General features: G+C 69.7%; 14 protein-coding genes. 3 read left to right on the top strand and 11 right to left on the bottom strand.

Translation table 11 applies throughout. The annotated features are described in order from the left end of the window. Positions 1 to 189: 189 nt before the first annotated feature. The 3 genes from ABZ319_RS30400 to ABZ319_RS30390 all read right to left on the bottom strand — a co-directional run bounded on the left by ABZ319_RS30400 (position 190) and on the right by ABZ319_RS30390 (position 5,541). A complete protein-coding gene (locus ABZ319_RS30400) occupies positions 190 to 1,146 on the bottom strand; it encodes a metallophosphoesterase (RefSeq protein ID WP_354989947.1) in 957 nt (318 codons plus the stop codon). Between the two features lie 278 nt (positions 1,147 to 1,424). After that, complete coding sequence (locus tag ABZ319_RS30395) at positions 1,425 to 3,848, bottom strand: Ig-like domain repeat protein (protein WP_354989946.1); 2,424 nt, start codon at positions 3,846 to 3,848, stop codon at positions 1,425 to 1,427. 10 nt (positions 3,849 to 3,858) lie between these two features. Beyond that, positions 3,859 to 5,541 carry an Hsp70 family protein gene (locus ABZ319_RS30390; RefSeq protein ID WP_354989961.1) on the bottom strand — a complete coding sequence of 561 codons (1,683 nt, stop codon included), beginning with the start codon at positions 5,539 to 5,541 and terminating at the stop codon, positions 3,859 to 3,861. 50 nt (positions 5,542 to 5,591) lie between these two features. On the opposite strand from ABZ319_RS30390, the gene grpE reads away from it, so the two are divergent. Next, on the top strand, positions 5,592 to 6,179 hold the full coding sequence (gene grpE / locus ABZ319_RS30385) for a nucleotide exchange factor GrpE (protein WP_354989945.1): 588 nt from the start codon (positions 5,592 to 5,594) through the stop codon (positions 6,177 to 6,179). 93 nt (positions 6,180 to 6,272) lie between these two features. After that, positions 6,273 to 7,409 (top strand): Rieske 2Fe-2S domain-containing protein, encoded by a 1,137-nt coding sequence (locus ABZ319_RS30380; RefSeq protein ID WP_354989944.1) that lies wholly within the window; start codon positions 6,273 to 6,275, stop codon positions 7,407 to 7,409. Between the two features lie 64 nt (positions 7,410 to 7,473). On the opposite strand, the gene ABZ319_RS30375 is transcribed toward ABZ319_RS30380, so the two are convergent. From ABZ319_RS30375 to ABZ319_RS30365, 3 genes are all read right to left on the bottom strand, one after another. Continuing rightward, the gene (locus ABZ319_RS30375) at positions 7,474 to 8,847 is read right to left on the bottom strand and encodes an MATE family efflux transporter (RefSeq protein ID WP_354989943.1); all 1,374 of its coding nucleotides are present in this window, start codon (positions 8,845 to 8,847) and stop codon (positions 7,474 to 7,476) included. A 175-nt stretch (positions 8,848 to 9,022) separates the two neighbouring features. Continuing rightward, the gene (locus ABZ319_RS30370) at positions 9,023 to 9,484 is read right to left on the bottom strand and encodes a hypothetical protein (RefSeq protein WP_354989942.1); all 462 of its coding nucleotides are present in this window, start codon (positions 9,482 to 9,484) and stop codon (positions 9,023 to 9,025) included. A 112-nt stretch (positions 9,485 to 9,596) separates the two neighbouring features. Beyond that, on the bottom strand, positions 9,597 to 9,836 hold the full coding sequence (locus tag ABZ319_RS30365) for a hypothetical protein (RefSeq protein ID WP_354989941.1): 240 nt from the start codon (positions 9,834 to 9,836) through the stop codon (positions 9,597 to 9,599). Positions 9,837 to 10,235: 399 nt separating this feature from the next. Between ABZ319_RS30365 and ABZ319_RS30360 the strand changes: the two genes are divergently transcribed. Next, a complete protein-coding gene (locus ABZ319_RS30360) occupies positions 10,236 to 10,460 on the top strand; it encodes a hypothetical protein (RefSeq protein WP_354989940.1) in 225 nt (74 codons plus the stop codon). Between the two features lie 20 nt (positions 10,461 to 10,480). On the opposite strand, the gene car is transcribed toward ABZ319_RS30360, so the two are convergent. The 5 genes from car to infB all read right to left on the bottom strand — a co-directional run. Next, positions 10,481 to 13,954 (bottom strand): carboxylic acid reductase, encoded by a 3,474-nt coding sequence (gene car / locus ABZ319_RS30355; protein WP_354989939.1) that lies wholly within the window; start codon positions 13,952 to 13,954, stop codon positions 10,481 to 10,483. Between the two features lie 528 nt (positions 13,955 to 14,482). After that, positions 14,483 to 15,478, bottom strand: coding sequence for a bifunctional oligoribonuclease/PAP phosphatase NrnA (locus ABZ319_RS30350; RefSeq protein ID WP_354989938.1), 996 nt, complete (start codon positions 15,476 to 15,478; stop codon positions 14,483 to 14,485). A gap of 33 nt (positions 15,479 to 15,511) precedes the next feature. Then, positions 15,512 to 15,961, bottom strand: coding sequence for a 30S ribosome-binding factor RbfA (gene rbfA, locus ABZ319_RS30345; protein WP_354989960.1), 450 nt, complete (start codon positions 15,959 to 15,961; stop codon positions 15,512 to 15,514). A gap of 27 nt (positions 15,962 to 15,988) precedes the next feature. Beyond that, entirely contained in the window at positions 15,989 to 16,279 is a 291-nt protein-coding gene (locus ABZ319_RS30340) for a DUF503 domain-containing protein (protein WP_354989937.1), read from the bottom strand. A 181-nt stretch (positions 16,280 to 16,460) separates the two neighbouring features. Then, a partial coding sequence (gene infB / locus ABZ319_RS30335) for a translation initiation factor IF-2 (protein ID WP_354989936.1) occupies positions 16,461 to 18,580 on the bottom strand: 2,120 nt, incomplete at its 5' end.

The following is an 18,580-nucleotide window of genomic DNA, read 5'->3' as shown; positions in this document are numbered from 1 at the left end:
ATCGTGCGCGGCGAAGACGGCGGCGACTGAACCGCGTGGTCCCCGAGGACTACAAATCCTTCACCCGGTAACCAACTTTCGGCAATCGACCGACCGGCGCACCAGCCCGCCCGGGCGGCGGCGGCGAAGACGCCACCCGGCGAACACGGACTCGATGTCTCCCGGCAGCGGTCGTGCGCCGGGCGCTGATCAGGCCATGCCGCGGCGGCGCTGGGCCTGTTCGCGCATCTTGGCGGCGGCTTCGGCCATCTCGGGGGTGATCTTGAAGTGGCCGCCCCATTCGTTCAGGGTGTCGCCGTAGTCCGGGACCGGCAGGATCTGGCGCAGCAGCTGCTCGGGGAGGCCGCGGCGCTGCCATTCGCGCGGGTAGCCGAGGGAGACCTCCTCGTGGCGCACGCCGTCGTAGTAGGTCGTGCGGGGGATGTGCAGGTGGCCGTAGATCGAGCAGACCACGTTGTAGCTGGTGTGCCAGTCGGCGGTCAGGTCCGTACCGCACCACAGGGCGAACTCCGGGTACCAGAGCATGTCGGTGGGTTCGCGCAGCAGCGGGAAGTGGTTGATCAGCACCACGGGGGTGTCCGCGGGCAGGGCGTCCAGGCGGCGTTTGGTGTACTGCACGCGCGCGTGACACCAGGCGTCGCGGGTCAGGTACGGCTCGGACGAGAGCAGGAACTCGTCGGTGGCCACGACGTTGCGTTCCCGGGCCAGCGCCAGGCCCGCCGCCTTGGTGACGGCGCCCTCGGGCAGCCAGGAGTAGTCGTAGAGCAGGAACATCGGGACCAGGGTGACCGCGCCGCCGAATTCCTCCGCGCCCGCGCCGGTCCACACCGGGAACGGGTCCTCGGGTGTCAGCACGTCCACGTCGCGGCAGATCGAGACCAGGTAGTCGTACCGCCCGGCGCCGTGCATCTGCACGGGATCCTTTGCGGTGGTCCACAATTCGTGATTGCCCGGCACCCAGATCACCTTGGCGAACTGCTTGCGCAGCGTCTCCAGCGCCCACCGGAAGTCGTCGGTCTTCTCCCCCACGTCCCCGGCGAGAATGAGCCAGTCCTCGGGTGAGTCCGCGCGAATACCCTCGACCACCGGCTTGTTGCCCTGATGACCGACATGGATGTCGCTCACCGCAACCAGTTTCGGAATCACCCAGCTCCGCCTTCCTGTTCACGAACGGTCCTCGCAGCAACAGCACCGATCCCGAACAGATTCCCACGCCTGGGCCCGGTCCCTGCGCGCAGGGACCGTCACACACCGATCCTCGCTCGGCGGCCACCCGATCCGGGCAGGTCACACACCGCACCGGCGAAGAATCGGCAGCCGCACACGTGCGGCAGGACCGCCCCGACACGCAGGACAGCGCAAGCCCGGGTCGAGATCGCGCCGCGCGAACAGCTGACCGGCGTCGCGCACCGGCCCGAGGTAGATCAGCCGGTGACGTGGATTCGCGCGGCGGGGGCGAATCCGGCTGCCACCGTGAGGGTTCCGGTCGGCTCGCGGCGGCAGGAGGCGACGCCGATGTGGCAGGGGCGGGGGACGTCGGCGGGGAGCTTCGCGCCGCCGTCGATCTGGTAGCGGGTGTTGGTGACCTTCCACTTGCGCGCGGCGGCCGGATCGTCCGGGTCGGTGGGCGGCGCGTCGGCGCGGGCCACCACCATGACCTCGGTGATTCCGGCGGGCCACTCGAAGGTCAGCAGACCGGCGTTCGCGGTCAGGCCGCGCACCGCGGGCATGCCGCTCGGGGTGTCGGAGACCGCCGGGCCGCGCGCCGCGGCGGCGTCGAATCCGCCGGAACGCGGGCCGGAGGACGCGGCATCGGGATGGGATCCCGTCGTCCGCGCCGCGGCGCCGGACGCGTCGGTGGTCCGCGGCATCGCTCCGGTGGCACCGCCGAAGTTCGACGTCGCCGCTCCGGCCGCGGAACGGTCCGGCTCGGCGGCCGGGCCGTCGGAGCGGCTCACCGCCGAGGCGCGGCCCGAGATCGAGGCGACCACCCCGTAGACGGGTACCGGGCCGGTGCTCGCGCCGCCGTCCTCCAGGGCGGTGGTGCGGGTGCGGCCGACCACGCGCCAGGAACCGTCGGATTGCAAACGGGTGACGCGGTATTCGACCTGTTCGGTCACCGACGGCGACCAGGCGACGACAACGGTGCCGTCGGGTTTGCGCGTCGCGGAGACCTTGCCGGGAGCATCGACCGGCAGCTCGGCCAGGGCCGCGGTCGCGCCGGTGTGATCGGCGCACAGGTCCAGGACCGACAGCAGGGCGCGCATGCGAGCGGCGGCCGGAGCGGCGGGAGCGGCGGCGAACAGCCGGTCGGCCTCGGACATCGCGTTGCGGGCCTGGGCCAGGAGCTGTTCGAGCCGGGGGCCGCGACCGTCCGGATTGGGGACGTCGGCGGCCTTGCCACTGAGGAACTCGAGATGTTCGAGGGCATCGACGTAGCGGCGGCCGTCGCAGCCGGAGGCGGCCGAACGCCAGCGCAGGGCGGCCTCGGCCAGCACGCGGTCCACTTCCTCGGCGACGGGCCGCACCGCGGTGTTCCCGGCGCTGTCGCCGCCCACGGCGAGCTTGGCCTCGTCCACCCGCTGCGACGCCTCGAACGGGCGGCCCGCGCGCAGGGCGGCGCGAGCGGCCTTGAGCGGCGCCTCCCAGGCCCGAACGGGCGGGCCGGTGGGCGTTCTGCCGCTCGCGGGGGTGACGGGGGTGCGCGCGGGCGAGCCCGCGCCGCGCCCCGGATGGGTGTAGCGCGAGGAACCGCCGCCGGCGCTCGTGCCCGCGGCGGATCCGGACGCGGCGCCCGAGGTCCGATTCGCCGAACCTCGATTTCCCGAACCCCGGTGTCCCGGAATCGAATCCACACCCCGCTCGCGACCCTCCACGGTCGTCCCGAGCTCGGTCACCAACCCGATGATCACCGTCTCGGCGGCGATCCGGTCCAGTCCGGCGGTGATGGCCTCACCCACGAGGTATTCGAAATCGCCCGCCACCAAATGGTCTTCGACCAGCACCGCGGCCCGAACCTGCGGGCGCAGCGTCTCGGTCACATCCTCGACGATGGCCGCCAGGTAGTCGTCGACGATGTCGCCGCCCGCCTCGAGCACATCGCTGATGTGCACCAGCAACTCGTCCAGCACCACGCGAATGCGCCCCGGCGGCAGTTCCCTGGTGCGGCTGCGCAGCGCCTCGGCGCGCAGGCGAATCTCGCTGGTCTCGTGCGCCTTGGTGAAATCCAGGCGAAGCAGCACCAGCAGCGTCGGCACCGGATCACCCGGCAGCAGCCGCTCGTACTCGGCGAGCAGCTTGCGAATCTGTTGCCGCCGTTGAGTACTGATCTCACTGGTGCGCGCGGCCGGAGCGGGCGCCGCGGCATCCTCGATCCGGCGATGCCGCCGCAGACGCGCTTCGATCTCCTTCGAATCCAAGCCGCCGAGCTTGCCGAGATCCTCCAGCCCGGCGATCTTGCCGACCGGAATTCCCCCGTGCCGCTGCACGAGTCGTTCGATGGCGCTGTCGAGCATCTCGTACCGCTCGGAGTCGCGCCGGTCCCGGGTGCGGCGCACCCGTTCGGCCTCCACGCGCCGCGACGCGGCGCTCAGCAGCGGCTCGGAGCACTCCTCGTGCCCATCGACGAGCAACCCGACCAGCACCCGGTACTTGGGATGATCGCGCTGCTTCTGCCAGAAAGCCCAGACCTCGTCCACGCGGGCGCCGACCTGGGCGTCGGTGAGCTGTTCGGCTTCGTCGAGCGGAATGTCGTACAGCTCGAAGGGATCGGAGGCGTCGACGCCGCCGCGGCGCTCCACCGCGGCCAGCACACGTTTGCGGTAGTCATTGGGATCGAAGGCGTGCATGGTTTTTCGTTCAGACGGCCCGGCGGCGGGTGCGCTGCAACTGATCCAGTTCCCGCGCCACGTCGGCCTGGGACAGCGTGGCCCCGGTCTGCACCGAGAGCACCAGCGGCATCTTGGCGTCCACGTGGTAGGCGGTGACGTGCAGGACGCCGTCGAAACCCATCTCGAAGGTGACCCGCACTTCGCTGCCCGCCTCGTACCCGGGCGGGATATCGCGAATCTTGCCCTCCACCAAGATCTTCGAATCCTCGGGGCGGGTGGAGGCGGCCTGGCCCTGCTGTTCGACGATCGTCAGCTCGATCTGATCCTGATCGGTGCGCACGGTGCCGTACGACCGCCGCACCTTGATGGGCAGCGTCTGATTGCGATGCACCAGCCAGCTCGCGGCCAGCCCGTTGTACGGGTCCAGGGCGAGCACGCCGAAGCCGCGCGAGACCACGGTGTCGACCTGGATCTCGAGCATGCGCCGCACCAGCGCCACCGGCTGCCCGAACGAGGCCGCGACCCGCGCCAGGGACTGTTCCAGTTCCCGGGGGTCGGCTTCGCCCAGTTCCGAACCGTCGCGCAGCCGGCCGCGGGTCACCAGGTCGGCCAGGACGAGGCGTTCCATCTCCAGCTTCTCCCCGTACAGCGCCGCGCCGCGGGCCACCGAGAGATCCGGGTCGCGGAGTTCGCCGACGAGGCCGAGTTCGCGTTGCAGCTCCCGCGCCACCATGGGCATGCGCGAGGAGCCGCCGACCAGCAGCAGCCTGTCCACCTTGTGCACCCCGCGCTGGCCGGCCGCGGCCAGGCACGCCCGGGTGAGATCGACCGTGCGGCGCATGAGCGAGGCCGTCATGGCCTCGACCTCGGCGCGAGTCAGGGTGATGACGGCGCGCACGCCGTCGTGCGCCACCACGACCTCGGTGCTCTCGGCGTCGGTGAGCTCGATCTTGGCGCGCTCGGCGGCCAGCACCAGCATCTGCGAACCGGCCGAATCGTCGAGGGGATCCTCGGCGTCGGGGTTGGCGGCGCAGAACTGCTGGGACAGGTGCAGGGCGATGCGCTCGTCCCAGTCGGCCCCGCCGAGCTGGTGATCGCCCTCGACGGACAGCACCGCGATGCGGCGGTCGGACAGTTCGATGACGGTGGCGTCGAAGGTGCCGCCGCCCAGGTCGTAGACCATGACGGTTTCGCGCGGGCCGCCCTTGCCGATGTCGATGCTGCCGTCGAGCCGGCCGAACCCGTAGGACAGGGCCGCGGCGATGGGCTCGGACAGCACGCCCGCCACATCGAATCCGGCGTAGGTGCCCGCCTGAATGGTGGCGCGCCGCTCCTCGTCGCCGAAGTAGGCGGGCACGGTGATGACCACGCGCGAGACGGTTTCGCCGCCGCCGAACTCGGCGTCGGCGGCCAGGCTCTTGAGGATCAGCGAGGAGACCGCGGGCGCGGACCAGGTCTGCCCGTGGGCGACGAAGCGCCAATCCGCGTCACCCATGCGCCGTTTGACCAGCGCGCACACGTGTTCGGGATCGAGGCGGGCCTGCCGGCGCGCGCCCTCACCCACCACATGATCGTTCGCGGAGGCGAACAGGACCACCGAGGGAACCGTGGGCTCCCCGTTCATGCCGATCAGGACATCAGGACGGCCGTCAGCGTCGATCCGCGCGATAGCCGAATTCGTTGTGCCCAGGTCAATACCGAAGACCCCCATGGCGGCGATCGTAGCAGTCACCGGTGACGCCCGGGATTAAGGTTTCGAGCATGACCGAACCCGCCGCTGTGACCGGGAATTCCGACAGCGCAACCGAACCCACCACCGATCAGTTTCCCGTGCAGCTTCCGGTCGATCTCGCACCGCCCGCCGCACCGATCGAGCCCGCCGGGATCGAGCCCGCGGTGGCGAGCATCAACGAACGCGTCGACGATCTGGCCCGGGTGATCGCCCGCCAGGCCGGGACCATCGAGCGCCTGGCCGACGACGCCAAGGCCCGGGACCGGCGCGAGCGGGCCGGGGCGGACGTGCCGCTGCTGGTTGAGCTTTTCGCGCTGCACGGCGATGCCCGCACCTGCGCCGCCACCGCGGAGTCCGACACCGAGCGCGCGGCCTTCGACGCCTTCGCCGCGCGGGTGGAGCGCCTGGTCGCCGGTCGCGGCGGGCGCATCGTGGAACCGGCCTCCGGCACCGCGTTCGACGCCCTGACCATGGAGGCCATGGACGTGACCGCCGCGGTGACCGCGACCGAGGACCGGACCGTGGCCGCGGTCATCGAACCGGGACTGGCCGTGGCCGATCGACTGCTGCGCACGGCGAAAGTCGTTGTGCGCCGGTACCGGGAACCCGAAGCCTGATCGGAGCGGGCCGCCGCCGCGAACTCGGGTCCGATCACCGCGAGCCCGAAATCAAGCCTTGTCTATTTAAGCGAACATGCTTAATCTCGGGGAATGACAGGCTCCGCGCACGTTCGGACCATTGATGTCGGTCAGCCGATGACGCGCTTCGCGCGCGGTTGGCACTGCCTGGGGTTGGCGGAGAGTTTCCGTGACGGGGAACCACATTCCATCAACGCCTTCGGCACCAAGCTCGTCATCTGGGCCGACAGCACCGGAAAACTCAACGCGCTGGACGGTTACTGCCGCCACATGGGCGCGGACCTCAGCTACGGCAGCGTGAAGGGCGACACCATCGCCTGCCCGTTCCACGACTGGCGCTGGCGCGGCGACGGTAAATGCGACGCGATCCCCTACGCGCGCCGGGTGCCGCCGCTGGCCAGGACCCGGTCCTGGATCACCTGCGAGGAGAACGGGCAGTTCTTCGTCTGGAACGACCCGGAGGGCAACAAGCCGCCGCCCGAGGTCGCCATCCCGCACATCGAGGGCATGGGCACCGACCGGTGGAGCGACTGGAACTGGAACTCGCTGCTCATCGAGGGCGCGCACTGCCGGGAAATCATCGACAACAACGTGGATATGGCGCACTTCTTCTATATCCACTACGCGTACCCGGTGTTCTTCAAGAATGTGTTCGAAGGACATGTGGCAACGCAGTTTCTGCATTCCAAGGGCCGCCCGGATGTGCACACGTCCTCGAATTACTCGACCGAGATGCAGTTGCTGCGCTCGGAGGCTTCGTATTTCGGGCCGTCGTACATGATCAACTATCTGCACAACGACTTCGGCGAGAACACGGTGGAGGTGGCGCTCATCAACTGCCACTATCCGGTCACACACAATTCGTTCATGCTGCAGTGGGGCGTCAGCGTGCAGCGCATCGAGGGCCTGCCGCCGGAGAAGTCGAAGAAGCTGGCCGGGGCGTTCGGCAAGAGCTTCGGCGTCGGCTTCCTGCAGGACGTGGAGATCTGGAAGCACAAGACCCGCATCGACAATCCCCTGCTGACCCAGGAGGACGGGCCGGTGTATCAGCACCGGCGCTGGTACGAGCAGTTCTACGTGGACGTCGCCGACATCACCCCGGATATGACGGCGCGCTTCGAGTTCGAGGTCGACACCACGCACGCCAACGAGAACTGGCAGGCCGAGGTCGCGGCCAATCTCGCCGCCCGGGCGGCCGAGGACGGCTGACGCGCGGATCGGCGGTACACGGTTCCGCACGGGAACGGGGCGAGGTCGGGATCGCCCGCCGGTGTCAGGCCAGCGTCCGCGGGACCTCCGCGCCCGCGCGGGCCCAGCGGCCGGACAGGGCGCGCCAGGAGACCGCGGCCAACCGCAGGACCATGAAAATGACCAGGCCCGACCAGATTCCGGCGATGCCCCAATCATTGGCCAGCGATAGCCAGATCGGCGGAAGGAAGCCGAGCAGGGCCGCGCCCAGGGTGGCGTTGCGCAGGAACGCGGCGTCGCCCGCGCCGAGCAGAACGCCGTCGAGGGCGAAGACCACACCCGCGAGCGGGATGATGCCGACGAAGAACCACCAGGCCACATGGGTACGTTCCAGGACCGAGGGGTCGTCGGTGAACAGGCGCGGGATGATCGAGTAACCGGCCGCGAAGATCAGCGCGAGAGCCGCCGCGAACGCCGTCGACCAGGCGGTGATCCGGCGCGCCAAACCCTGTGCGCCCCGGACGTTCCCGGCCCCGAGTGCGGCGCCGACCAGGGTCTGGGCGGCGATGGCGAGCGAATCCAGAGTCAGGGCCAGGAAGTTCCAGAGCTGGAGCACCAGCTGGTGGGCGGCGACCGACGCCGCCCCGAACCGGGCGGCCACGGCGGCGGCGGAGATGAAGCAGGCCTGGAAGGCCAGGCTGCGCGCGATCAGGTCGCGGCCGAGCACCAATTGCGCCTTCATGATCTCGATGTGCGGGGCCAGCGGCGCCCGGGTGCGCACCAGCGCCGCCACGAACAGCAGCGCGGTGACCGTCTGGCCGATCACATTGGCCACCGCCGACCCCGCCAGCTCCCACCGCGGCGCCCCCAGCAGCCCGTGCACCAGCACCGGGCACAACACCGCGGAAAGTCCCAGTCCCGCAACGACGTACAGCAGCGGACGCCGGGTCTCCTGCACCCCGCGCATCCACCCGTTCCCGGCCATGGACAGCAGAATCAACGGCACCCCGAACAGCGCGATCCGCAGCCATGGCAGCGCCTCCCCCGCGATGTCGCCCCCGCCCGAGATGGCCCGCGTGACCGGCCCCGCGAACCCCTGCAGGAGCGCCACGATCGCCGCCCCGACTCCCACCGCGATCCAGCTGGCCTGCACCCCCTCCCCCACGGCCCCGCGCTCGTCACCCGCCCCGTGCCGCCGCGCCGCCCGCGCGGTGGTCCCGTAACTCAGGAACGTCAACTGCGAACTGACCTGCGCCAGAATCAAACCCCCCACCGCCAGCCCCGCCAGCGCCAAAGCCCCCAGCCGCCCCACCACCGCCATGTCGAACAGCAGATAGATCGGCTCCGCGACCAGTACCCCCAGCGTCGGGACCGCGATCCCGAGGATCCGGCGCGGCCCCGCCTGCGCCGCCTCCCGCCCCCGCTCCGCCACCGACCGGCCGCCCTCGTCCTCCCGCATGCCCCCACCATCGCACACCCGTCCGGCGGCCCCGCCCCCTCCGAAAACTTCGCACCCCGCGTCGGTCCGGTCCCCGCCACCTCACCTGTCGCCGAATCCCTTGTTCCACGGCGTGTTCGAGCGCCTCCGGCGAGGGACCGGGCGTCGGCGGCGGGTCCGCCGCCGACGGCGGGTTTCAGGGCCGCATGTTCTGGAACATGTAGGTCGCGGTGCGATCGGGGCTCGGCTCCGAGTCGCCGACCGTGAAGTTGCCCGACATGTTGTCGCTACACCGCAGCGACAGCGAGTAACTGATCGGCTGGCCCGTATCGGTCTGCGTGGCGTCCAGGACCGCGCGGCCGGGTTCGGGCACCGTGTAGGTGTAGGTGCCGTCGTGCCAGATTCCGGTGCCGACCACCATGTACTGCATCGAATCGGCGGTGGGGAAACGGGCCACCACCATGGAGAAGTCACTGGCCGGCGCCAGCGGCACCGATGGAGAGTTGCCGCGCAGAATCAGGAATTTGCCGACCGCCTGATCGGGCACGGTGCACTCGGGGGCCGGCGACTCGCCGGGCTGGGCGTGACCCACTCCGCCCGTGAGCAGTGTGCCCGTGGCGAGCGCCGCGCCGATGGCGACGCGTGCGGGATACCTCATGCGATGCTCCTTTCGCCAACGTGGATGTGGTGCTTCCCGGAGATCGAATTCGTCGAGGGCCGAGCACGATTCGCGCGTGGGCGCACACGATCGACGCCCACGACGCGACGACTCAGAAGCCCCAGCACCAGTCCAGGGTGGCGGATCCCGGAGTCGGGATGTGGACACAGATGTTGATCCAGATGTAGGGGGCGTCCGCGTTCGTACGCAACGGCAGGTCCGTCCTCGAACCCGCGGGCTGCTCGGCGGCGGACGACACGGGCTGGTCGGCGAACGCGGCGGGCGCCGCGAAGGCGACCAGTGGAACCGCCATGGCGGTGACCGCCGCCACGCGACCGATTCCTGCAAACATCTCATTGCTCCTTCGAGTCGACGTTCCATGGCTGCGAACTTCGAAGAGATAGATACAGCAGACGCTAGCACTCATTCAGCAAACATTTCGGCGAGTCATCCGGATTCGCAGGCCCCGCTCGACGACACCCGGGTCAGGCCGTCATCAACGATGGCAGCGCACCGGTGAACACCACCGATCTTCCCGAACCGGTCGCAGCCGACAGTCCATTCGGCCCCGCCCACCCGGCAATAAACCGTCATGCATTCGAGCAGATGTCACAGGTTGGCTAATAATCAGCCATCCACGAGTGCCCGGGTTACGCTCGAACGCGTCCGCCCGCCTGCCGGCGCAGGCACCGTCCGTGCACTCATTTCGTGACCGCACACTGTCGCGTCGGCGTCCCCGAGGAGGCCGTCCGTGACCGAACCCGCGAAACCCTCTGCGCTGAGCCGGATCTCGTTGAACCAGTGGCTGGCCATCGTCCTGACCGTGTTGGCGGTGTTGTTCATCGCCGAGAACCGCAACCGGGTGGACATCGAGTTCCTGCTCGTGACCATCACCTCCCCGATGTGGCTGGTGCTGCTGATCACCTTCGCCGTCGGCTGGATAGTCGGCCTCCTGACTCGCCGCTCCCGCGGGTGAACACCGACCCGGCCCCGGGTCTACAGCAGGCCGAGGACGCGAAGGTCGGCGGCGTACTTGGTGATCAACGCGGGAGTCAGGTGCGGGATGTCGGCGTCGGGGGTGAGTCCGGCGGCGCGGACCGCGGCGCGGAAACGAGTAGCGGTCGCGGTCAGGTCGACCGGGGGCGTTCGGTGGCGGTAGGCGTGCAGGAGGGGCAGCACCGAGTGGCGGCGCAGGCGATCCGGTAGCGCACGCAGGGCCGATTCGAATCGGGTCAGCCACTCGTCGTAGTCGTCGATGCGCTCGATGCGTTCTCCGGAATCCATGAGCCAGGTGACGAATTCGTCCAGGGCGATGCCGTCGTCGTGCGGATTCAGGACGTCGTAGGTGGCCAGGCCGGCGCCGGGGTGCGGGCCGAGGGCGGTGATGGCGGCGGCGGTGAAATCGGCGGGCAGGCCCGCGTAGTGCGGGCGCAGGCCGCGGGAGCTGCTGCGGTAGAACGACTTCGGGGCTATCCCGGTGGCCAGGATGCTGAGCAGCAGGCGCGTGAAGATGTCGGGGAGGTTGAGCTGTCCGACGTAGCGGGAGTGCGCCAGGATCATGTCCGAGCGAAAGACCGCCACGGGCAACCCGCACAGGTCGTGTGCCTCGCGCAGCAGCACCTCGCCGGCCCATTTGCTGTTGCCGTACCCGTTGGCGTAGCTGTCGTCCACCACACGCACGGCGCTGACCTCGCGAATATCGGCGTCTTCGGTGAAGCGGTCCGGGTCGGCGCCCGCGCCCACGGCTACCGTCGAGAGGTAGGTGACGGGGGTGAGCCGGGTGGTCAGAGCGAGCCGGATGACCTCGGCGGTGCCCAGGACGTTGGGACCGAAGAGCTGGCTGTACGGCAGGACGTGATTGACCAGGGCCGCGGAGTGCACGATCAGATCCACCGACGCGGCCAGCGCACGCCAGTCCGCCTCCGGCAGACCGAGACAGGGCGCGTCGACATCGCCGGCGAGGACGCGCAGTCTGCCGTCCGACAGCTCGCGGTAGGTGCGGGCCAGGTCGGGATCACCGCCGGCGAAGACCGCGTCCAGGCGCGCGCGGGCCGCGGCCGCGTCCGTGCCGCGCACGAGGCAGATCAGCGTGCCGCCCGAATCGCGCAGTCGCTCCAGCCATTCCAGGAGCAGGAAGCGGCCCAGGTAGCCGTTGCCGCCGGTCAGCAACACCGTGCGGGCGGGACCGGCCGGGACCGGCGGACAGCCGGGTGCGGCGCGCAGGGTGTCCGCGTCGATGAACCTGCCGAGCGTGAGATCGGCCGCGCGCAGCTTCTCACCCGGACCGTGGATGGTCCGCGCGGTGGGCCGCCCCGAATATCCGGCGGCGGCGACGAATTCGGCGACGGCGGCCAGATCGGCTGTAGGACCGACGATCAACGCCACCGGGACCTCGATGCCGAAGAGTTCGCCCAGCAGCGAGGAGTACGACAGCGCGGAGAGCGAGTCACCGCCGAGATCGGCGAAGCGCGCGTCCGGCCGCAGTTCCGCGGCGGGACAGCCGAGCACCGCACCGGCCGCGCGCCGGACCGTGTCCAGGACGGGCTGGTCGGCGACCGTGCGGCGCAGGGCGAGCAGTTCGTCGTCGCGCCGGCGGGCCGATTCCGTGTACAGCGCTTCCAGGCGCGCACCGTAGCGTTCGGTCAGCTTGGGCCGCAACAGTTTCCCGATGCCGGACAGCAGACCGTTCTCCTGGGTGAAGGGCTCGGATTCGATCAGGAACTCGCGCGGGAGCTCGTACGGTTCCAGCTCCGCGCGGGTGGCGCAGCGCTGTAGTGAATCCGCCAGTGCCGCACGCAGTTCGATCGGGTCGAGCTCGGCGGCGGCCGGGGTGGGCACGATCACCGCCAGCAGGTACGACCGTTCGCCGTTGCCGTACACGAAGATCTGCCGGATCAGCTCGCTCGCACCCAGCGCCGCCTCCACCGTCGCCACAGTCACGAACTCGCCCTGGGACAGTTTGAGCACGTTGTTGCGCCGGTCCACGTACACCAGGTGATCGGGCTCGAGCTCGGCCACCACGTCACCGGTCCGATAGAACCCGTCGTCGTCGAACATCTGCGCCGTGATCTCGGGTCGCCGGTAGTACCCGGGGAACATCGTCGTGGTCTTGATGAGCAGCTCACCGCGCGGATGCGGGGTGTCGGTGCCGAAGTAGCCCAGTTCGGGCACGTCGGCGAGCCGGTAGTCCAGCACCGGTGGGCGCCTGATCCGGTTGTCCATGAGCACCCCGCCCCCGGCCTCGGTCGAGCCGTACCCGTCGTGCACCTGCACCTCGAGCGCGGATTCGAGCACGGCCTTCAATTCGGCCGACAGGGGCGCGCTCGCGCTCAGCGCGGTGAGGTAGCGCCCGCCGAAAACCTGTTCGCGCAGTTCGGCTTCCACGGCTTCGACCGCGTCCGGCCGGTCGTCGCCGGCCAGTACCCGCCGTTCGATCGCGTCCAGCCGCCGCTGATGCACCATCTCGCACACGCGCGGCACGAAGACCAGCTCGGTGGGCCGCACCAGCGCGTAGTCCTCGAACAGGCTCGACATGTCCGGGCGCGCGGTGAAATACGCGGCACCGCCGCGCGCGAGCGTCCCGTACAGGGTGAGCCTGCCCGCCACGTGCGACAGCGGCATGTAGTTGAGCGTGATGGCGGGCACCCGCAGCTCGTACGCCGCCCAGAACGCCGCAACCAGCCGCCGGGTGTACATGGCGCCCTTGGGCGTTCCGGTGCTGCCCGAAGTGTAGATCAGCAGCGACAGCGGATCCTCGTCCCCGAAGTCGGGAGCCGGGGCATCGGGCAGCTCCCGGCCGCGTTCGACGATCTCGCCGAGGAGGTCCACCGCGATATCGATGCCCGCGTCCGCGAGCCGCGTGCGCGCGGAATCGACAGCGGCACGGTGAGTTCGGTCCCCCGGCGCCTGATCGAACACCAGCAGCCGCCCCGGCGCGACCCCCGTCGTCACGGCCGTCACCGCCGCGTCCAGCGCGTCCACGCTGACGGCCAGCACCCGCGGCCGCGTCTCGTCCAGGATCGACATCCACTGTGCCGCCGGCGCACCGGCCTGCAGCGGCACCGCCACCGCCCCGAGCCGGACACACGCCAGGTCGATCGTCACGTAGTCCGCGCTGGAAAAGCCCAGGGTGCACACGAAGTCACCCGTCCCGACCGCTCCCGATCGCGCCCACACCGCCGCGAGGGCCCGCACGCGTGCCCCGAGTTCCCCGTAGGTGATGGTCCGGAATTCCGGCAGCAACCCCCGCGCCCCGTCGCCGTCGGCCCCCGCGTCGAAGGCCCGCTCCCCGAGCGCGATCCGGTCCGCGTACCCGCTCAGCACCGTGTCCACGATCGCCCCGAGCTCGAGTCCCGGCTCCCGCAGCCGAGCCACGATCCCCGGCTCCCCCAGCGTCGCCCGCACCTGCGGGTCCTGCAACGCGTCCGCGATCCGCCGTTCACGCCGAGCCTTCTTGACGTCCAGCTCCACGAAAGACCTCCCTGGCCCGGCGCACCGGACCGCGACCTCGGGCCACAGGTCCACCACCCCGCACGATTAACTTAGCTACGCGTAACACCCCTCACGGTGACCGCCCGCCCGCACCCTGTCAAGGGCACCACGCGCCAAAGCGCCCAGCGACCATCCCCACCGCCGACGACCCACACGACCGCCGTCGCCCCCTGCCCGATTCACAGGCGTCGGTACCCCGTCGACCGCGTCGCCGGACCCACCCGGACGGCCCGTGAACGGACAGAACGGTGCCCGCCGACACGAAAGTCCTTCGAACGCGGTTCTTTCCGACATGATCCCGGAGAGGTCATCCCGCGGCCCGCTACGAAAGGCGAACGGAGACCGGCGGCTACCGCGGTCGAACCGGCCACACGGCGGCCGGACGGCCCGCTGCGGCCCGCCGCATCACTGTGCGACATCCGAAGCCGGATCCTCAGTTCAGGCCGGTACGACGGGCCGCAGCGACGCCGACCGCGACACGGCCGGCGCACCGCGCTCGGGATGTGTTCAGTCGCGGGCGAGTTCGGCGCGGAGGCGGGCCACCAGGTCTTCGGGAGCGCCGGTCGCGGAATAGCCTGCGGCATAACGGTGTCCGCCGCCGCCGAGGACCGTGGCGACCCTGGAGACGTCCACGCCGGGGGAACCGTCGGGAGCCTCGTGGGAGCGCAGGGACACCGTCCAGTGTTCGGCGGAACTCCTGGCCTCCTTGAAGACCGCCGCCACCTGGGCCTCGGAGGTGGTGCGGACCAGGTCGACGACGCTCTCGACCTCCTCCGAGCGCACGCCGCCGGTGTCGGCGCGGCGGACGAAGACGTAGACCAGGCCCGCGCCGTGGGCGGCCTCGCGATCCAGTTGCGCGGTCCCCAGCACCCGCGACAGCATGGGCAGCCACGCGAACGGGTGGGTGTCCATGAGGGTGCGGGTGATTCCGGGGCCGTCGATACCGGTGGCGAGCAACCGTTCGGCCAGCGCGTGCGAGCCGGGGCGGGCCCATTTGAACGAGCCGGTGTCGGTGACCAGACCGGCGTAGAGGCAGTGCGCCATATCGCGATCGATCGGTTCGCCCCAGGCGTCAAGGACGCGGGCGACCAGCCCCGCCGTCGACTCGGCGGCCTCGTCGATGACGTTGACCGTGCCGAAGCGGGTATTGGACCGATGATGATCGAGCACCAGGGACACGCGAGCGCCGTCGAGTCGATCCTTCAGGGAACCGAGCCGCCCGGCGCTGCCGCAATCCACCGCGACCAGCACGTCGACCTCGCGCGCGACCCGATCGGCCGGGACGAGCAGATCGGTGCCGGGCAGCGACCGCATGGAGACCGGTAGTTCGGCGGGCTCGGCGAACGAGACCTGCACGGGCACGCCGCGCCGGCGCAGCACCTGCGCCAAGGCGAGCCCGCTGCCGATGGTGTCGGCATCGGGCTGCACGTGGCACAGCACCGTGACCGAAACGGCGGTGTCGAGTGTCGACACCGCCGCGGACAGATCGACCGGTTCGGTCACCGGCGGTCTCCTCCCGCTACGCGTGAACGCAGGTCAGTCTTCGTCGTCGGCGTCGTCGGCGGCCTTGTAGGGGTCGACGTCACCGGCGTAGTTCGCATTCACCGCGACCTGGGCTACCCGAGCGTCGGCGGCGCGGGCGCGGGCCAGCAGCTCCTCCATCTCCTTGGCGGCCGTCGGCACGGTGTCCAGCTTGAAACCGAGGATGGGCGTGAACTTCACGCCGGTGGCCGCGCCGACCTTGGAACGGAGAATGCCCTTGGCCTTCTCCAGTCCGGCCGCGGCCTCGGTGTAATCGGGTTCGGCGTCCAGGGTTTCCCCCATCACCGTGTAGTAAATCGTGGCTTCTCGCAGATCACCGGTCATCTTGGTGTCGGTGATGGTGACGAAACGCAGCCGCGGATCCTTGATCTCGTATTCGATGGCCGTGGCCACGATCGTGGAGATCCGCTTGGCGAGTCGGCGTGCCCTGGCCTGATCCACCATGGTCATGCCCTCCTCACAGGGATTGATTCAGTCTTCGGGTCCGAAGACGCGGCGGCGTACCGCCAGCAACTGTAACTCCGGCCGTCCCGCGACATGCCGTTCACACTTGTCCAGTACCTGGGTCAGGTGGTCCATGCCGGCACTGACCATGGCCACACCGAGCAACGTCCGCCGGTGTAGATCGTGTTCCCCGCCTTCGACGGCACTCACCCCGAATTTCTGCAATTCGGATAACACCGGGCGGATCACGGAGCGTTTCTGCTTCAGTGAATGCACATCGCCGAGCAGGATGTCGAACTCGAGCGCTCCGACGAACATGTCGTTTTTCATGTAATGCGTACGCACTTACCTCGTATGACCGACGCGCCCAATCGGCGTACGCACGAGTGCGTCGGATCGTGGGTGCCGGAAAATCCGGCGGGTGCCGGAAAATCCGGCGGTCAGCACAACCCTGCCGGATCCGGATCGCTCCGGACCCGGCAGGAATGCTGTGTCCGACCTAGTCGCGCGGCTTCTCCCGCAGCTCGTAGGCCTCGACGATGTCACCCTCGCGAATGTCGTTGTAGGTCAACGTCATACCGCATTCGTAGCCTTCACGAACCTCGGTGGCGTCATCCTTCTCGCGACGCAGCGAGGCGATGGTGACGGTCTCGGCGACGACCACGTTGTCACGCAGCAGTCGCGCCTTGGCGTTGCGCTTGACCGAGCCGGAGGTGACCCAGCAACCGGCGATGTTGCCGAACTTGGAGGAGCGGAAGATCTGGCGGATTTCCGCCCGACCCAGCTCGACCTCTTCGTAGATCGGCTTGAGCAGACCCTTGAGGGCCTTCTCGATCTCGTCGATCGCCTGGTAGATGATCGAGTAGTAGCGAATGTCCACGCCTTCGCGGTTCGCCAGCTCGGTCGCCTTGCCCTCGGCACGGACGTTGAACCCGATGATGATCGCGTTCGAGGCCGACGCCAGGTTGACGTTGGTCTCGGTGACGCCACCGACACCGCGGTCGATGACGCGCAGTCGCACCTCGTCGCCGACATCGATACCGAGCAGCGCCTCTTCGAGGGCCTCGACGGTACCGGAGTTGTCGCCCTTGAGGATCAGGTTCAGCTCCGAAGTCTCCTTCAGGGCGGCATCCAGATCTTCCAGGGAGATGCGCTTGCGGCTGCGCGCGGCCAGGGCGTTGCGCTTGCGAGCGTTGCGACGGTCCGCGATCTGACGGGCGATGCGGTCTTCCTCGACCACGAGCAGGTTGTCGCCTGCACCGGGGACGGAGGTGAAACCGATGACCTGGACGGGCCGCGACGGCATGGCCGCCGTGACGTCGTCGCCGTGCTCGTCGACCATGCGGCGCACGCGACCGTAGGCGTCGCCCGCCACGATCGAGTCACCGACGCGCAGGGTGCCGCGCTGGATGAGGACGGTGGCAACCGGGCCACGACCGCGGTCGAGGTGGGCTTCGATGGCCACACCCTGCGCGTCCATGTCCGGGTTCGCCCGCAGATCCAGGGTGGCGTCCGCGGTCAGCACGACGGCCTCGAGCAGGGAATCGATATTGGTGCCCTGCTTGGCCGAGATGTCGACGAACATGGTCTCGCCGCCGTACTCCTCGGCGACCAGACCGTATTCGGTCAGCTGCTGGCGAATCTTCTGCGGATTCGCGCCTTCCTTATCGATCTTGTTGACCGCCACCACGATCGGCACGTCGGCGGCCTGCGCGTGGTTGATGGCCTCCACCGTCTGCGGCATGACGCCGTCGTCGGCCGCGACCACGAGGATCGCGATGTCGGTGGCCTTCGCGCCACGGGCACGCATGGCGGTGAACGCCTCGTGACCCGGGGTATCGATGAAGGTGATGAGGCGGTCGAGCTCGTTGACGTGCGTGAGCACCTGGTAGGCGCCGATGTGCTGGGTGATGCCGCCGGCTTCGCCCTCGCGGACGTTCGCCTGGCGGATGGTGTCCAGCAGTCGGGTCTTACCGTGATCGACGTGGCCCATGACGGTCACGACCGGCGGACGGATCTGCAGGTCGTCCTCGTCGCCCTCGTCCTCGCCGTAGGTGAGGTCGAAGTTGGCGAGCAGCTCGCGGTCCTCGTCCTCCGGGGAGACGACGTGCACCACGTAGTTCATCTCGCCGCCGAGGAGCTCGAGGGTCTCCTCGTTCACCGACTGGGTCGCGGTGACCATCTCGCCGAGGTTGAACAGCGCCTGCACCAGCGAAGCCGGGTTGGCGCCGATCTTGTCGGCGAAGTCGGACAGCGACGCGCCGCGGGCGAGGCGGATGACCTCGCCGTTGCCGCGCGGGAGCCGCACGTTGGCGACGGGCGCCTGCATGTTCTCGTACTCGGCGCGCTTCGCCCGCTTCGACTTACGACCCTTGCGGGGCGCGCCACCGGGACGACCGAAGGCACCCGCGGCACCGCCGCGACCGCCACCGGAACCGGGACGACCGCCACCGCCGCCACCGGGGCGACCGCGGAAACCGCCCGCTGCGGCGCCACCGGCACCCGGAGCACCGCCACCACCGGTACCCGGGGCACCGCCCTGGCCACCGCGGTACGGACCACCGGCGCCGGCCGGACGACCGGCGCCACCGGGACGCGGGCCACCCTGACCCGGACCAC

Source organism: Nocardia sp. NPDC005978, from assembly GCF_040614455.1.
Taxonomy (GTDB): Bacteria; Actinomycetota; Actinomycetes; order Mycobacteriales; family Mycobacteriaceae; genus Nocardia.
The sequence above is the reverse complement of the archived record's forward strand: the minus strand, read 5'-3'. Positions and strand labels throughout refer to the sequence as shown.